Annotated in this window: 12 protein-coding genes; 6 read left to right on the top strand and 6 right to left on the bottom strand. The window is 48.6% G+C overall.

The annotated features are described in order from the left end of the window. Positions 1 to 1,878 carry an amidohydrolase gene (locus A9B99_RS08010; protein WP_064596399.1) on the bottom strand — a complete coding sequence of 626 codons (1,878 nt, stop codon included), beginning with the start codon at positions 1,876 to 1,878 and terminating at the stop codon, positions 1 to 3. A gap of 272 nt (positions 1,879 to 2,150) precedes the next feature. On the opposite strand from A9B99_RS08010, the gene A9B99_RS08005 reads away from it, so the two are divergent. The 5 genes from A9B99_RS08005 (at position 2,151) to A9B99_RS07985 (ending at position 9,391) form a co-directional block, all read left to right on the top strand. Beyond that, positions 2,151 to 2,837 carry a hydrolase gene (locus tag A9B99_RS08005; RefSeq protein WP_036104379.1) on the top strand — a complete coding sequence of 229 codons (687 nt, stop codon included), beginning with the start codon at positions 2,151 to 2,153 and terminating at the stop codon, positions 2,835 to 2,837. A 62-nt stretch (positions 2,838 to 2,899) separates the two neighbouring features. Next, entirely contained in the window at positions 2,900 to 3,142 is a 243-nt protein-coding gene (locus A9B99_RS08000) for a DUF1427 family protein (protein WP_051691267.1), read from the top strand. A gap of 2 nt (positions 3,143 to 3,144) precedes the next feature. Beyond that, a complete protein-coding gene (locus tag A9B99_RS07995) occupies positions 3,145 to 3,399 on the top strand; it encodes a XapX domain-containing protein (RefSeq protein ID WP_064596515.1) in 255 nt (84 codons plus the stop codon). 38 nt (positions 3,400 to 3,437) lie between these two features. Beyond that, on the top strand, positions 3,438 to 3,821 hold the full coding sequence (locus A9B99_RS07990) for a response regulator transcription factor (protein WP_064596397.1): 384 nt from the start codon (positions 3,438 to 3,440) through the stop codon (positions 3,819 to 3,821). Continuing rightward, positions 3,821 to 9,391: an ATP-binding sensor histidine kinase gene (locus A9B99_RS07985; RefSeq protein ID WP_064596395.1), complete on the top strand. Its 5,571-nt coding sequence runs from the start codon at positions 3,821 to 3,823 to the stop codon at positions 9,389 to 9,391. Before A9B99_RS07990 ends, A9B99_RS07985 begins: the two co-directional genes overlap by 1 nt. On the opposite strand, the gene A9B99_RS07980 is transcribed toward A9B99_RS07985, so the two are convergent. The 5 genes from A9B99_RS07980 to A9B99_RS07965 all read right to left on the bottom strand — a co-directional run bounded on the left by A9B99_RS07980 (position 9,388) and on the right by A9B99_RS07965 (position 12,969). Then, a complete protein-coding gene (locus A9B99_RS07980; protein ID WP_064596393.1) occupies positions 9,388 to 10,008 on the bottom strand; it encodes a response regulator transcription factor in 621 nt (206 codons plus the stop codon). The genes A9B99_RS07985 and A9B99_RS07980 overlap by 4 nt on opposite strands. A 573-nt stretch (positions 10,009 to 10,581) precedes the next feature. After that, positions 10,582 to 11,061, bottom strand: a complete 480-nt coding sequence (locus A9B99_RS07975; RefSeq protein ID WP_064596391.1) for a hypothetical protein — start codon at positions 11,059 to 11,061, stop codon at positions 10,582 to 10,584. Positions 11,062 to 11,106: 45 nt separating this feature from the next. Beyond that, a complete protein-coding gene (locus tag A9B99_RS24170) occupies positions 11,107 to 11,244 on the bottom strand; it encodes an ash family protein (RefSeq protein ID WP_231889166.1) in 138 nt (45 codons plus the stop codon). Positions 11,245 to 11,497: 253 nt separating this feature from the next. After that, on the bottom strand, positions 11,498 to 11,944 hold the full coding sequence (locus A9B99_RS07970) for a hypothetical protein (RefSeq protein WP_064596389.1): 447 nt from the start codon (positions 11,942 to 11,944) through the stop codon (positions 11,498 to 11,500). A 191-nt stretch (positions 11,945 to 12,135) separates the two neighbouring features. Beyond that, positions 12,136 to 12,969, bottom strand: coding sequence for an oxidoreductase (locus tag A9B99_RS07965; protein WP_064596387.1), 834 nt, complete (start codon positions 12,967 to 12,969; stop codon positions 12,136 to 12,138). 196 nt (positions 12,970 to 13,165) lie between these two features. On the opposite strand from A9B99_RS07965, the gene A9B99_RS07960 reads away from it, so the two are divergent. Next, positions 13,166 to 14,074 carry an AraC family transcriptional regulator gene (locus tag A9B99_RS07960; protein ID WP_369935528.1) on the top strand — a complete coding sequence of 303 codons (909 nt, stop codon included), beginning with the start codon at positions 13,166 to 13,168 and terminating at the stop codon, positions 14,072 to 14,074. The last annotated feature ends 119 nt before the right edge of the window (positions 14,075 to 14,193 follow it).

Here is a 14,193-nt window from a genome sequence, read left to right as displayed (position 1 = left end):
TTAAAATGCAAAGCAGCTGCAGCCGAGCGCACCCCAAAAGGCGTTCTCTTCTGACACAGGGATGTTGGCACCACGGGCGATATCATGCTGGTGGCTGTGAACACTGCAAGGGCCGTTACACTGGTGTTGCCGGGGCTTTAAGCCAGCGCGGGTCACAGCTCCTGGGGGGGCACTACGGTAGTGACCAGGTACATTAACAACAGGCGACCACTCCGGCAGGACAGGTATTGCTGGTGGTGCTTCAGAGCTAAATGAGCCTGCGGCATAAACAATGTTGCCATCCACCACAGTCAGTACTGATTCAATACCTTTTATTTCATCTTCCGGAACACTGAAAAAGTTCTTACTCAATACCGCTATGTCGGCCAGCTGCCCAACTTTTATCTGGCCTTTTTGCCCCTGCTCACTGGAGAACCAGGCACTACCCTGGGTCCAGAGCATTAAGGCTGTGTCTCGATCGAGCCGGGCGTTGACGTCATACATTTGCATTCCGCCAACAGTACGGCCAGATACCAACCAGTAGAGCGCAGTCCACGGGTTGTAACTGGCAACACGAGTGGCATCGGTTCCCAGTCCCACGGGCACACCGGTATTCAGCATTTTAGTGACTGGTGGAGTATGTGCTGCTGCTTCGAGCCCATAGCGTTCTGCAAAATACTCACCCTGGAATGCCATGCGGTGTTGAACGGCAATGCCGCCTCCCAGAGCTTTAATACGGTCAATATTTTGCTGGGTTACCGTTTCTGCATGGTCGAAAAACCAGTGAAGGCCATCAAAAGGAATATCGCGGTTCACTTTTTCAAACACATCCAGCATTCGGCTAATTGATTCGTTGTAGGTTGCATGCAGCCGAAATGGCCAGCGGTGCTCTACCAGATGGCGCACCACGCGTTCCAGTTCATCTTCCATACCGGGTGCTAAATCTGGGCGTGGTTCCAGGAAATCTTCGAAATCGGCCGCAGAAAATACCAGCATTTCACCGGCACCGTTATGGCGGAAATAATCACTTCCCTGGCCCGGAGTGAGCATATCAGTCCATTTTTCAAAATCTTCCAACTCATGGCCGGGGCGCTGAGTGAACAAGTTATAAGCAATACGCACCGTCATCTGCTGTTCACTGTGTAGTTTCGCAATGACTTCATAATCTTCTGGGTAGTTTTGGAAACCGCCGCCAGCGTCAATTGCGCTGGTGATACCCAGCCGGTTTAATTCACGCATAAACTGGCGGGTCGAATTAATCTGGTGATCCAGCGGAAGTGTTGGGCCTTTTGCCAGGGTTGCGTAGAGGATCATGGCGTTAGGGCGGGCGATCAGCATGCCAGTCGGGTTGCCATTACTGTCGCGCTGAATTTCGCCTCCTGGAGGATTGGGCGTGTCTTTGGTATATCCCACAACATTGAGTGCGGCGCGGTTCAGTAAAGCCCGGTCATAGAGGTGAAGAATAAATACTGGGGTGTCGGGAGCCGCTTCGTTAATTTCCTCAAGTGTTGGCATCCGGCGCTCGGCAAACTGAAACTCTGTCCAGCCACCTACTACTCTTACCCATTGAGGTGATGGAGTGCGCTGTGCCTGTTCTTTCAACATACGTAATGCATCAGAAAGCGAGGGAACACCCTCCCAACGTAATTCCAGATTGTAGTTCAGCCCGCCACGAATCAGGTGCAGGTGGGAGTCATTTAACCCCGGGATAACTGTGTGATCCTTCAGGTCGATGACTTTCGTTCCTTCATCATGATGTTCCATGATTTCAGCCAGGCTACCTACAGCCAGGAATTTCCCGTCACGGATCGCTACCGCTTGTGCTTCGGGGTTACTGCGATCAACCGTGTGAAATTTCCCGTTGATTAAAATCAGCTCTGCTTTACCAAGTGCCACCATAGCGCCTCCTGAACTGTGATGTCCGAATATTCGAACAGGAAAGATGCTGTCGCCTGTCGCCAGCATGAATGAGTTCAGGATTATGGGAATGAGAGATTAACACCGTCTAGTTATACAGAAGGATACTTATACGTCTGTATACCTATACGCAGAGATAATAGTGCGGAATTTTATTGCCCCCTAACATTGGCCCTGAGGTGACCAGTGCCAGGTCACATTTGCTCCGTAGCATGTTTTGCGGAAATCCGTTAATAACCTCAATGGGTAAACTCATGTCCAACTCTAAGCTTGAAGTCCTCACTCCCAATAACAGCCAGATTATTTTTATTGATCAGCAACCACAGATGGCATTCGGTGTGCAGTCAATCGACCGGCAAGTGCTGAAAAACAATACTGTTGCGCTGGCTAAAGCAGCAAAGGTTTTTAACATCCCGACAACTATCACTACTGTCGAAACAGAGAGCTTCTCTGGCTATACCTATCCTGAACTGCTGGATGTTTTTCCCGGGCTGGACATACTTGAGCGTACTTCCATGAACTCATGGGATGACCAAAAAGTGCGTGATGCACTGGCGGCAAATGGCAAGAAAAAGGTGATTGTTTCAGGTTTATGGACAGAGGTCTGTAATAACACTTTTGCATTGTGCGCAATGCTTGAAGGCGGCTATGAAATCTACATGGTGGCTGATGCTTCTGGTGGTACATCAAAAGAAGCTCACGATTATGCCATGCAGCGCATGATTCAGGCTGGCGTTGTGCCAGTGACCTGGCAGCAGGTTATGCTCGAATGGCAGCGTGACTGGGCTAACCGCGATACCTATGACGCCGTAATGAAAATTGCTAAAGAACATTCTGGCGCTTACGGCATTGGTGTTGACTATGCCTACACCATGGTGCATAAAGCGCCTTCTCGCCAGGTGAGTGAACACCGCACTTTGGCACCTGTTTCAGCACGTTAATTGCCATCTACACATTGCCAGTATTGACCAGCACCCGGTGTGCTGGTCAAGGGAGCATTCCAATGAATCCAATGATGATTTCTCTGGGGGCAGGGGTGGTAGTTGGCCTCTTTTACGCACTACTGCGTGTACGCTCTCCGGCTCCACCTGCTGTTGCGCTGGTGGGGTTATTGGGCATGATTATCGGTAGCCAACTGATTGCCCAGTTACAACCTCATGGTCAGGCAAGCTCACTCTTTTCACATAGCAAGCCGTACACGGTTGCTTATGCACCTGTGTCGGAACATGTTGGTAAGGAGAACTGATGATGCTGAAATCCTATGTTATCTCGCTGATTACAGGAATTCTGGCGGGTCTGTTATACGGTCTTATGCATGTTTCATCACCTGCGCCGCCGATTATTGCGTTATTGGGGTTATTTGGCATGTTAGTAGGGGAACAATTGGTGCCACTGGCGAAACGGCTTATTAACCGCCAGCCCATAACTCTTGCCTGGTTTCGCCACGAATGTGTGGCAAAAATTAGTGGTACGCCACTGCCGGACGAAGAAAAAACGCCCTGAGGAAAATCCTCATTTGTTAGGAACTGCGAGGATTCAGCATGGTGCTGCCACAGCAAATTGTCATCGTTGATGATGAACGCTCAGTCCGTAATGGCCTGAGCAATTTACTGCATTCTGAAGGATATACCACCAACCAGTTCGAGTCGGGCGAAGAATTAATGCGCGATATTATGGCTTTGACTGGCACCGCTCTGTTAATTGTTGATGTCAGGCTGAAAGGCATGAGTGGTTTTGAGCTCTACGCGATACTGAAAAAACATTCTATTCTACTACCAGTGATATTTATTTCTGCGGAACAAGATGACTCAGTACAAAACTATGCTCATTCACTGGGGGCGGTGACCTTTTTGCGTAAGCCGATAGATGTTGACATATTACTGGACATTATCCGCGATGAGCTGTCTCAGGGGAAAGCATATTGATGGGCATTATCTCTATTGAGCAGGATGATAATAAGGAACAGTACATATCATTGCCGGGTGATATCAACCTGATACAACTGGTACAGGAAGGCTGTATTGTGTGGCTGGCGGGGCAAAATGCCACCGGTGAAGCGGTGATTATTGCCATGGGGGCCACTGAAGAGGTAGCGTTTAAGGCAGCTCAATTATTAAAAAATGAACTAACGTTGTCTTCTCACCTTTTGCCTGGCTGGGCAGTGAAACCATCTGGCTATACCCGCCATCTTGGGCGTTATGCCCTGGTCTACCCATACTTTGATTACCACACGCTGGCTGAAGTTATTGGCACACCACCTGCGACAATAACTGAATTTCTGCACCGGGCCATTCAGTTATGTTTACCACTAAGACAACTTCACCATCAGGGGATTGTGCATGGTGATATTAAACCTGCTCACCTGTTCCTGAACCATGATGGTACCTACCGGCTTGGTGGTTTCGGCATGGCAACCGTAACCAATAACACACAACTAAAAAATGATGTGCGGGCTTCAGGAGGCACCCTGGCGTATATGTCGCCAGAGCATACAGGCCGAACATCTTACCCTGTCAGTGATCTGAGTGATCTTTATAGTTTGGGGATTGTTCTCTATGAAATGCTGACGGGTAAATTACCCTTTGGTTCTTTACAGGCCGGGCCGTCTGAGTGGATTCACTACCATCTTGCCACCCCTCCACGGCCCCCGGAATTTGTTCGCCATGATACACCCCCTGTATTGTCAGTGATTATTTTGCGCCTGTTGGCTAAATCACCCACAGATGGATACCAAAGCATTGATGGCTTGCTGGCTGATTTGCGCCGCTGTAAAGCAACGATAACCTCTCAAGGAACGATAGAGTCTTTCACTCCCGGGCTTCAGGAACGTTTTACTGCCAACTATCGCGTCGAAAGTTTATTTACGGAACATGCTCAGGGTAAGTTGTTGATCAAAGCCTTGGATGAGGTTCAGCGTAGCGGATCTCATCAATTGGTCATGATCCGTGGAGCCCCTGGTTCAGGAAAGTCCGCCATTATCGCTTCTGCACTGAAAAAACTGCAGCATAAGTCGATTTTGTTAACTGTCGGCAAAGCAGATCCGCATTCTCCACAGGCTCCCTATGCTGTACTGGCTAATCTGATTCGTTCCTTGGTGATGTATCTGCTTGGTTTATCGGCTACCGATGTCTCGGTGTGGCGGGCTCGTTTATTACTGGCTTTGGGTAAAGATGCGGATTTAGCTATCGAGTTGGTTGCGGAATTTCGGCAGATATTAAACATTTCCCCAACGAAGCCGTTATCTGATTCCTTGCCGGATGAACGTGAGCGTTTTATCCATGTAGCATGCTCAATCGTAAAAGTTTTTGCGTCGTCAGGAAAACCGCTGGTAATGTTGATTGACGATGTGCATTGTGCCGACCACGCCAGCTTGCAACTGTTGGAAAACATTGTGCAGCGTTATTCACATTTACCGCTGCTGTTGGTCATTGCGTACCGTGATGCCGACCCTGCGCCTTGCTCTCTTATATCAGAGATGCTGACCAAAATTCGCAGTTCAGCTGCGCGAGTAACCGAAATTACACCAATGCCGCTGAATACCAAAATGGTTGCACGCTGGCTGGCTGCAAGATTACATATTCGCCCTTGCAGTATTAATGAACTGGCTCAGTTGGTTTATGAAAAAACAGCGGGTAACCCACTTTTTGTACAAGTATTTTTTAAGCAGGCCGTCGATGATGGACTTATTTTTTGCACTTATAAGCCACTGAAATGGCATTATGACCGGGCCGCATTATTTGCTTGTGCTTCAACCGATAATGTTGCCAGCATTATTGTGCGCCAATTGGAGCGAATGCCCGAGTCTACTCGCCAGTTGTTAGGACACCTGGCTTGTTTGGGTGGCAAAGGTGAGTTGGGCTTATTAAGCCGGGTGTTAGAAATAAATCAGGATGATATTCAGCAAGGGCTCAGGCCTGCTATTAGTGAGAAATTCATCGCTATTATTGGTGATGAATATACATTTACCCATGCACGGGTGCATAACGCTGCTTTTTTATTGATAAGTGATGAGCTAAAACGACACATTCATCTTAAGTCCGCAAGTGTGTTGTCTGAAGATGCTTTAGAGACAAACAGTAATGAAACCCTGATTAAAGCTGTACATCATATTTCAATGGTGACAGAAGCCAGGTTCAGTACAGAGCAACGGCAAATTTATTTTCATCTAAGCTTCAATGCAGTACAACTTGCCCGCAGAGCGGGCGATTATATTTCAGCTATGCGTTATATCAAAACAGCACGCGCACTGGATACCAGTCGCCTGGCCCCGGCTTTTTTTGCGCTTGGCGTTGAGGAGGCAGAATGCCAGTTTCGGCTGGGAAACCTGGATGCTGCACAATCACTGTGTACGTCACTTCTCAAAGAACCGGGTAGCCTTACTCAAAAATCAGTAGCAGCTTGTCTTTCAGCTGAAATCCATATGCGGCAGTCTGATAATTTCCTTGCACTGGAAACCGCACTGGCCTGGCTAACCGTATTTGGTATTCAGTTTAATCGTCACCCTGATGTAACTGAATGCCATACGGCATGGCTGAACTTACGTTCTCGCCTGGGCGATGTGCCGGAAATGAGCATTGGGGCATTGCCAGTAATGGTTGATCAAGAGCAAGAAGCCATTCTGAACTTGTTGGCCAGCACTATTTATGCGTCTTCTTATGATTGCCCCGAATTACATTTATTGCTGGTGTGTAAAATTCTTGAAATCACACTCGAACACGGTATTACGGGTGCATCGGTATTTGGTTTGTCGTGGTTTAGTGTACTGATTATCGATCGTTACCAGGAATACCATTACGGCTTTAAATGTGGATCGTTAGCTGCCAGGTTGGCAGAACAACATGATTTTTTGCGTTTCAAAGCACGGACACTTTTGCCACTTGATCAGATTGGTATCTGGACACAAAAGCTGGAGTTTTCAATTGATTGTGCGAAAAAAAGCTTTGATGTCTCTGTTGCTCATGGCGACAAGTCCTTTGCCTGTCTTTCATTACGCCACCAGGTGATGAATTATTTGACTCGTGGTGATTATCTTGAATCAATCCAAACAACTATCGAACGTGGTCTGGCTTTCACGCAAAAGTCTTTCTACCCCGATGTTGAAAATGTTTTATTGATGCAAAAGCAACTGGTTGTTTATTTACGAGGGAATCATGAGGGTAACAACTCTAATGGCGAGTGTATTTTCTCTGAATATTTAATCGGGAGTGAACCTGGTCCTGTTTCAGGCCCAAAAGCAATGGTTCTGTTCTGGTCATGGCTTTACCGGGGAATGGCGTATTTTTTTGCCACAGAATACTCTCTTGCATTGTCTTCTTTTTCCAAAGCACACCAACTGGTCAATTCAGTACCCGGATATATCTATCTGCTCGACCTTTATTTTTACAGTGCACTGAGTTTGACTATTCCTCTGCCCTCAGGGGCTGAGTCTTCTGCCATTGTTACTGCGCGGAAATATGCCGTAAAAATAACACAATGGGCACAACTCAACCCGGATTTATTCGCCGATAAAGCGGCTTTACTGGCTGCTGAGTTAGCGCGTATTGAGGGGCGTGAAGGCACTGCGCTCAGGCATTATGACGAGGCGATTAATCTCTCTTCCCGAAACGGTTACGTTCACATCACTGCACTGGCATACGAGTTAGCTGGGTATTGTGCCAAAAGCTGGCAGTTAGATGTTGCTGGTGACGCATATATAAAAGGTGCAGTCAGTAACTGGCGAAATTGGGGAGCACTGAGCAAGGTCTGCCAACTTGAACAGCGCTATTTACATTTGGCTGTGCAAAACCGCAGTAATGCAGGTACAACCATGCAATTCGAGGATGAAGCGATTCGTGATTTAGAAAGTGTCGTCGCTGCTGTGCGTGCGTTAACAGAAGAGATAAACCTTGACCGCCTGATTCAGACTCTTATGCGCATACTGCTGGAAAGGTCGGGGGCACAGCGATGCATGTTAATACGTATCACAGATGGGAATCTTCCCGAGATTGAAGCGCGGGCAGAAGCAAATGTTGATGGTGTAAAAGTGGTAATGGTGAAAGAGCAACCAGAACAAAGCGATTTACCGCTCTCTGTGTTATCTGCCGTGATTCGTACCGGACAGGAAATTCGCACGGGTAAGCCGGAGGAATTTAGCCCGTTCAGCCATGATCCTTACCTGGTTTCTTCTGGCGCGGCAGTTATGTGTGTACCGATGTTCAAACAGGCAAAAATGGTGGGCGTTCTCTACCTGGAAAACCGGCTGATGCCCGATGTATTCACTGCTGAACAGTCACATATTGTAAAAACCCTTAGTGCCCAGGCTGCCGTATCAATCGAAACAGCCCGGTTATATGCAGAGTTGCTGGAAGAGAATATTCACAGGCGGCGAGTAGAGAAACAACTGCGAGACAGCCAGACGTCGCTCATGCTTGGGGAAAAAATAAGCCATACAGGTACCTGGAGCTGGGAAGTCGAACAGGATCAGATGCATGTCTCTGATGAATATGTCCGCATACTTGGCTTGTCTCAGCAAGTAAGCATGTTCTCCATGGCTGATTTTATGACATTTGTTCATCCTGACGATCATAAAGTAATTAATGAGCTGGTTCAGGAAAGTGTTCGTAATGGTGTAAACATGCAGGCTGAGTTTCGTATATTTCGGCTTGACGGAGAATGCCGTTTTATTAAAGGTATTGGTGAACCGGTTGCTAACTGGCCGGAAACCAAAGAGTATTTTGGAACGATTTCCGACATCACGGTTCAACGGAGGGCTGAAGATGCTGCGCGCTTAGCTCATGCTGAACTGGCCAGAGTGTCACGGGCTACAACGGTTGGGCAACTTACGGCTTCAATTGCCCATGAGATCAATCAACCTCTGATGTCTATTGTCTCTCATGCGGGGGCAAGTTTACGCTGGCTGAAAAGAGAGCAAAGCCATATAAACAATGCCTGCTTTAGCCTTGAGGAAATTCTCAATGAAGGGAAACGGGCTGGCGATATTATCCGTGGCCTGCAGTCTTTAACGCGTAAACAGGAGTCGGTCTTCTCCAGAGCCAATTTGCATTCTATTGCCCGTGATATTCTTGCTCTGTCACGCGCCGAAATTGAAAGAAAGTGGATTGCTTTGCAGATAAAGCTGGAGGCCAGTTGTGCTGATATATGGTGCGACTGTATTCAAATTCAGCAAGTACTGCTCAATCTGGTGGTTAATGCTATTGATGCTATGGGTAGCATCACGAACCGGCCGCTGGTACTGACACTTGTAACATCCAATCCTGAACCAGGTATCATTTGCGTCGAAGTGCTGGATACAGGTGAAGGCATGGCAGATGAAGTAAAAGGCCGTATCTTTGAATCATTTTACACTACAAAACAAGAAGGTATGGGAATGGGGTTGGCTATTAGCAGCAGCATCATCAAAAAACACGGTGGTGAATTACACGGGGAAAATCGTTCAGGGGAAGGCAGTATTTTCTGGTTCACTCTGCCTGTATTACCTCCTGACGCTCCGGGTTAACTTCGGCGGGTATTGCGAATATTCAGTCGTTCAGCTGCACGAACCAGGTCAGAAAGGGAGCGAACGTTCATTTTTTCCATTACCCGGCGTTTATGCACTTTTGCAGTGATTTCACTGATCCCCATTTCCGCAGCGATTTGTTTATTCAGCAGACCACTTATTGCCAGAATCATAGCCTCACTTTCTCGCGGTGTTAAAGACTGGTAACGGGTGGTCATTTCATAGTGTTCCTGTGACACCGTAAAGTTACTCACCGCCTGCTGTAACGCTTCGGAAACGACCTCAATCAGTTGGTCAGGGATGACGGGTTTGGTAAGAAACTCGCAAGCGCCGGTTTTCATTGCGCGTACCGTAACTGGAATGGTTCCAAAACCGGTCAGAAAAATTGTTGGGATCGTAACCCCTCTCTCATTGAGTGTCTGAACCACGGTAAAACCATCTGCATCTGGCATATTAATATCCAAAATCAGGCAGCAAGGATCAGAACCTAACGAATGACTAAGAAATTCTTTGGCAGAGGGAAAAGCGATAACCTCATAATCTTCTGCCGTCAGTAGATTGCTGAGAGCAGCTCTTACTGACTTATCATCATCAACGATATAAACCATTTGATTCATACGGATTTCTTCTCAATCTGAATTTCGAGGAACGGCATGATAATGCTCAACATTCAATGTACTACGAGAAGGTAAAGCCCGGCATCGTGTGCAAAAGGGAATTAATTGTGAATATTGTAACAAAAAATACCACAATGATAATCATTATTATTGGTTAATGTTGCAATATGGTGAATGTTTTTCAGACTATTCACAGGTATTTTTATACTTATGACCGTTTTTTTGCGTTAAACACCACCTTGCCAGGCAAAGCCAGCGGAATGGCACATTCCTGCAGGGTATCTGCCAGATGTCCACAGTGGCGTGCCAGTACGGTGAACTCTGTCTGTATCTTCAAATGGTAATGGGGCTACTGGTGGCAATGTTTTTCTATGTATTAACAATAAAGCTAATCATGAAAACCGAGGTGTGTTAAATCCCCGCGCCAGCATATATGTAGCATCCGGATGAAGGTGGTATATATATCAAGAGTTCTGTTGATATTGCGAATACATAAAGCTGCCAGGTAATGAACAGGGCCACTATTACGCAGCCCTGTTTTATCTATTATTTTACCCGTATGAGCAACCGGTGTTATACGCTGCCAGGGGTGTCAATCCACGCTCTGCCTTGCGGCGTGTTGCGCCAGCGCGGGGCGCATAACAGGCTGGCGAACTGGCTGACCACATCGTTTAGTAACCCGCGCAGTGGCTGTGTACAACCTGGCGGCAGTGTATGGCATGCCAGCAGTTGCGATAACGCCAGTGCGTAATCACACAGTTGTTCGCTGTCTGGCGCGAAACCGATGGTGGCTGGCTCCGGGTTTTCTGGTGCCATACTGTCTGTTGTCAGGCTTTCAGCCAAATGTGCGGGAACAGGTTCCAGCAATGTGGGGCGTAACAGGCTGAGGCTGGTATTCAGCCTTTCACACAGTGCAAGGCGTAACAGTGGATCAGTACATTCCAGCAGGGCATCTGCCAGGTGTTCACAGTGGCGTGCCAGCACGGTGAAATCTGTCTGGTCACAAACGGGCAGGGTAAGTAAAGAGTGGATGAAACAAGAGGTTGTAGCCATTAGATAACGCTCTCCGATAGACTGATAATCCACCACAGAAAGGTCTCAATCTTTACTGGTGGTGGGCTGAACAGAGTTGAGACTACCGGCTATCAGAGAACCCGGCGAACCTTTCGGTTCCCCTGCGCAGCCCACCATAATTTGGGTGAGCGAGGTCGCAACACATAGTACACGCAGCAGCATGTAGTGTCTTCTGATAGATCGGGGTCTCAATCCCGGCACCTGATTATGCAGGTGCCGGAAAACAATACCGTTTTTGCTGCTTTCGGGCAAGCAAACGCCTGCGGCCATGCTCGCAAAAACCTCTGAAATTACATGTAATTCAGGCCAGAAGGCCTGACGGTGTTACGGAGATACTGGCAGGCAATAGGTTTTGGCCTCAGGCTCCAGTGGGTTGTCGATGGGTTTTGCAGTGTCGCAGGCGGTTATATGCTGGTCAGCATGGCGGGCCGGTAAAAAATAAAACAATAATAAACAGGATCAATACAACGCATGTTAGCGCGGCCCATACCAGAAAGGCGTAAAACACCAGCGTACTGCTGCCAAAAAACAGTGCACCGTTCACGCACCAGGAACTCTCGTTGCACAGCCCGCCAATAAAGGCACTCAGCAGTGCAACAGCGGCCAGGCCAATGCCTGTGGTAGTCAGCACCGTATCAATATTGGGCCAGTGTTTTTTGGCGGGGGCGGGTGGCTCTTGCCCTTTCAGGCCAGCAATTAACCCACTTTTAACGGCAGAGACTTTCTCCGCAACCACGCGTTCCAGTGAATGCGCGGGGGAAGTAAATGGCCCTGCGGTGAAATGAAAAATACTGAGTATCAGCGCACAGGCACCCAATAACATACCTGCATAACTCCATTTATTTTCTAAGAATCTATTCATCACATCCCTGTATGGCTGGAAAAAGAGTGGCTCTATCAGCATAGTGCATTCAGGTAATACTCAGGAAAATATACTGTTTTCAGTACCACTGAACAAATGTTCCTGGCAACCGGGCAACACCTTGTGCTGACAGCAAATGAAAAAAGCCTGAGCCGCACAACCGGCATTCAGGCTCCTGGTACTGCCTGACTTTACCCGTCCGTAGAACGGCTTAATGTTTCCCAGTGGTCAATATCGTGCTGCATTTGTTGGAGCTTCTCCCGCACCAGTTGTACGGCATCACTCCCCAATAGCAGTGAAACCGGCGGCTCAGGGCTGTTAATTAACTGTAACATGGCACTGGCGGCTTTTGCCGGGTCTCCTGGCTGGTGCCCGCTGCGTTTTTCACGCGTTTCCCGTATTGGGTTAAAGCTTGCGTCGTAATCACGGATGGTGCGCGCAGAACGCACCATCGAACGCCCCGCCCAGTCAGTACGAAATGAACCGGGTTGAACCGCAGTCACGAAAATATTAAACGGTTTGAGCTCTTTACTCAGAGTTTCAGAAATACCCTGCAGGGCAAATTTACTGCCACAGTAATAGCTGATGCCCGGCATGGTAATAAAACCGCCCATCGAGGTAATGTTCAGAATACGCCCGGCCCGGCGTGCCCGGAAATAAGGCAAAAATGCTTTAATCATTGCAATGGCGCCAAAGACATTAACGTCAAACTGGTGGCGGGCTTCACTCAACGGTGATTCTTCCATCACGCCTTCATGCCCGTAACCGGCATTATTCACCAGCACATCAACCGCACCGATTTCCTGTTCGATAGTGGCGACAAGTGTGTCAATGGCCGCTACATGGGTTACGTCCAGGATATGCCCAAAACTCTGGCCCGGGGCCAGGGCGTCAAATGCCTGTTTTGCCTGCTCAGTGCGTACTGTTCCCACCACACGGTGCCCGGCTTTGAGTGCTTCTTTGGCTAGTGCCTGCCCAAAGCCGCTACTCACACCGGTAATAAAAAGTAATTTTGCTGAGTTCATGGTTCGCTCCTGGTCAAAAGGGATACACAGGATAGAATTCAGCGCGTCGTAGCGGTATCCCGGTTCCTCTGTAATGTTTGCCTGTTCCTCTGACCTGGCTGGACACGGTCTGGTATTGAATGCGATGCTGAATGCCCGAATTCCACTTTGCCAGAGCTTTGCTATGACCCTGTCTTCTGCACAAGTAAACCGCCAGATGGTGGCGCTGTTAGACCAGTTAACACCGCAGGAAGGCTACAACATCACGCCGTTAGACGATGTGCGGTTTTTACGGTCCAACCGCCCGCTACTGCGTACACCCGTGTTATATGAACCAGGTATCGTGATTGTTGTCCAGGGCAGCAAGCGTGGTTTTCTGGGGCGGGATGTCTATTTATATGACGCCCGGCACTACCTGATGGTGTCCGTGCCGGTGCCTTTTACGATGGAAACCGATGCCAGTGCTGAAGAGCCGATGCTGGCGATTTATATGCGGCTGGACTTCCGCCTTGCGGCAGAGCTGATGCTGGCGCTTGATGGCAGGGGGAAAAGCCCTGCTGCTCCCCCGCGCAGTATGGTGTCCAGCCCGATGGACTCACAACTGAGCGCTTCGGTGCTACGTTTTCTGCAGGTGATGTCTTCCCCGCTGGATGCAGAAATTCTTGGCCCGGCGATGGTGAGAGAAATTTATTACCGCGTATTTACCGGCGCGCAGGGGGAAACGTTGCGTAGTGCGCTGGGCATGCAGGGGCAGTTTGGTAAAGTGGCGAAAGCGTTACGCAAACTCCATGCGGAATATGCGTCGCGTCTGGATGTGGCGGCACTGGCGAAAGAAGCGGGAATGAGCCAACCAACCTTTCACAGCCATTTTAAGACCGTAACAGATACCTCACCCATGCAGTACCTGAAATCAACCCGGTTGCACCAGGCCAGGCTGCTGATGCTAAGAAACAACCTGACAGCCTCTGCTGCCTGTGCTCAGGTTGGGTATGAAAGCCTGTCGCAATTCAGCCGTGAATTTAAACGCCTGTTCGGCCTGTCTCCCACTCACGAGATTGAGCGGATGAAGCATAATTTTGCACTGCCGGCACCGGCCACACCTTCTGCCTTTGTTTCTTCACATTAACCCGACAGGTTGCGTAAACTGAGTGCCCCCCGAATCGCTTACGCTGAGCGGTTTACCCGCGCGCCTTTTCTGAAAAGTGCTGAATGCGGGGTTTCGGGGCTGAACATAACGCTGGTGAT

Origin of the sequence: Mangrovibacter phragmitis (genome assembly GCF_001655675.1) — a bacterium.
In the GTDB taxonomy this organism is placed as follows: domain Bacteria; phylum Pseudomonadota; class Gammaproteobacteria; order Enterobacterales; family Enterobacteriaceae; genus Mangrovibacter; species Mangrovibacter phragmitis.
This window is presented reverse-complemented; position numbering and strand designations above follow the sequence as displayed.

Excerpts from the sequence above, each read along its gene's own strand:
- A9B99_RS08010 (WP_064596399.1), bottom strand. The coding sequence starts at position 1,878 with ATGGTGGCACTTGGTAAAGCAGAGCTGATTTTAATCAACGGGAAATTT.
- A9B99_RS08005 (WP_036104379.1), top strand. The coding sequence starts at position 2,151 with ATGTCCAACTCTAAGCTTGAAGTCCTCACTCCCAATAACAGCCAGATT.
- A9B99_RS08000 (WP_051691267.1), top strand. The coding sequence starts at position 2,900 with ATGAATCCAATGATGATTTCTCTGGGGGCAGGGGTGGTAGTTGGCCTC.
- A9B99_RS07995 (WP_064596515.1), top strand. The coding sequence starts at position 3,145 with ATGCTGAAATCCTATGTTATCTCGCTGATTACAGGAATTCTGGCGGGT.
- A9B99_RS07990 (WP_064596397.1), top strand. The coding sequence starts at position 3,438 with ATGGTGCTGCCACAGCAAATTGTCATCGTTGATGATGAACGCTCAGTC.
- A9B99_RS07985 (WP_064596395.1), top strand. The coding sequence starts at position 3,821 with ATGGGCATTATCTCTATTGAGCAGGATGATAATAAGGAACAGTACATA.
- A9B99_RS07980 (WP_064596393.1), bottom strand. The coding sequence starts at position 10,008 with ATGAATCAAATGGTTTATATCGTTGATGATGATAAGTCAGTAAGAGCT.
- A9B99_RS07975 (WP_064596391.1), bottom strand. The coding sequence starts at position 11,061 with ATGGCTACAACCTCTTGTTTCATCCACTCTTTACTTACCCTGCCCGTT.
- A9B99_RS24170 (WP_231889166.1), bottom strand. The coding sequence starts at position 11,244 with ATGCTGCTGCGTGTACTATGTGTTGCGACCTCGCTCACCCAAATTATG.
- A9B99_RS07970 (WP_064596389.1), bottom strand. The coding sequence starts at position 11,944 with ATGAATAGATTCTTAGAAAATAAATGGAGTTATGCAGGTATGTTATTG.
- A9B99_RS07965 (WP_064596387.1), bottom strand. The coding sequence starts at position 12,969 with ATGAACTCAGCAAAATTACTTTTTATTACCGGTGTGAGTAGCGGCTTT.
- A9B99_RS07960 (WP_369935528.1), top strand. The coding sequence starts at position 13,166 with ATGGTGGCGCTGTTAGACCAGTTAACACCGCAGGAAGGCTACAACATC.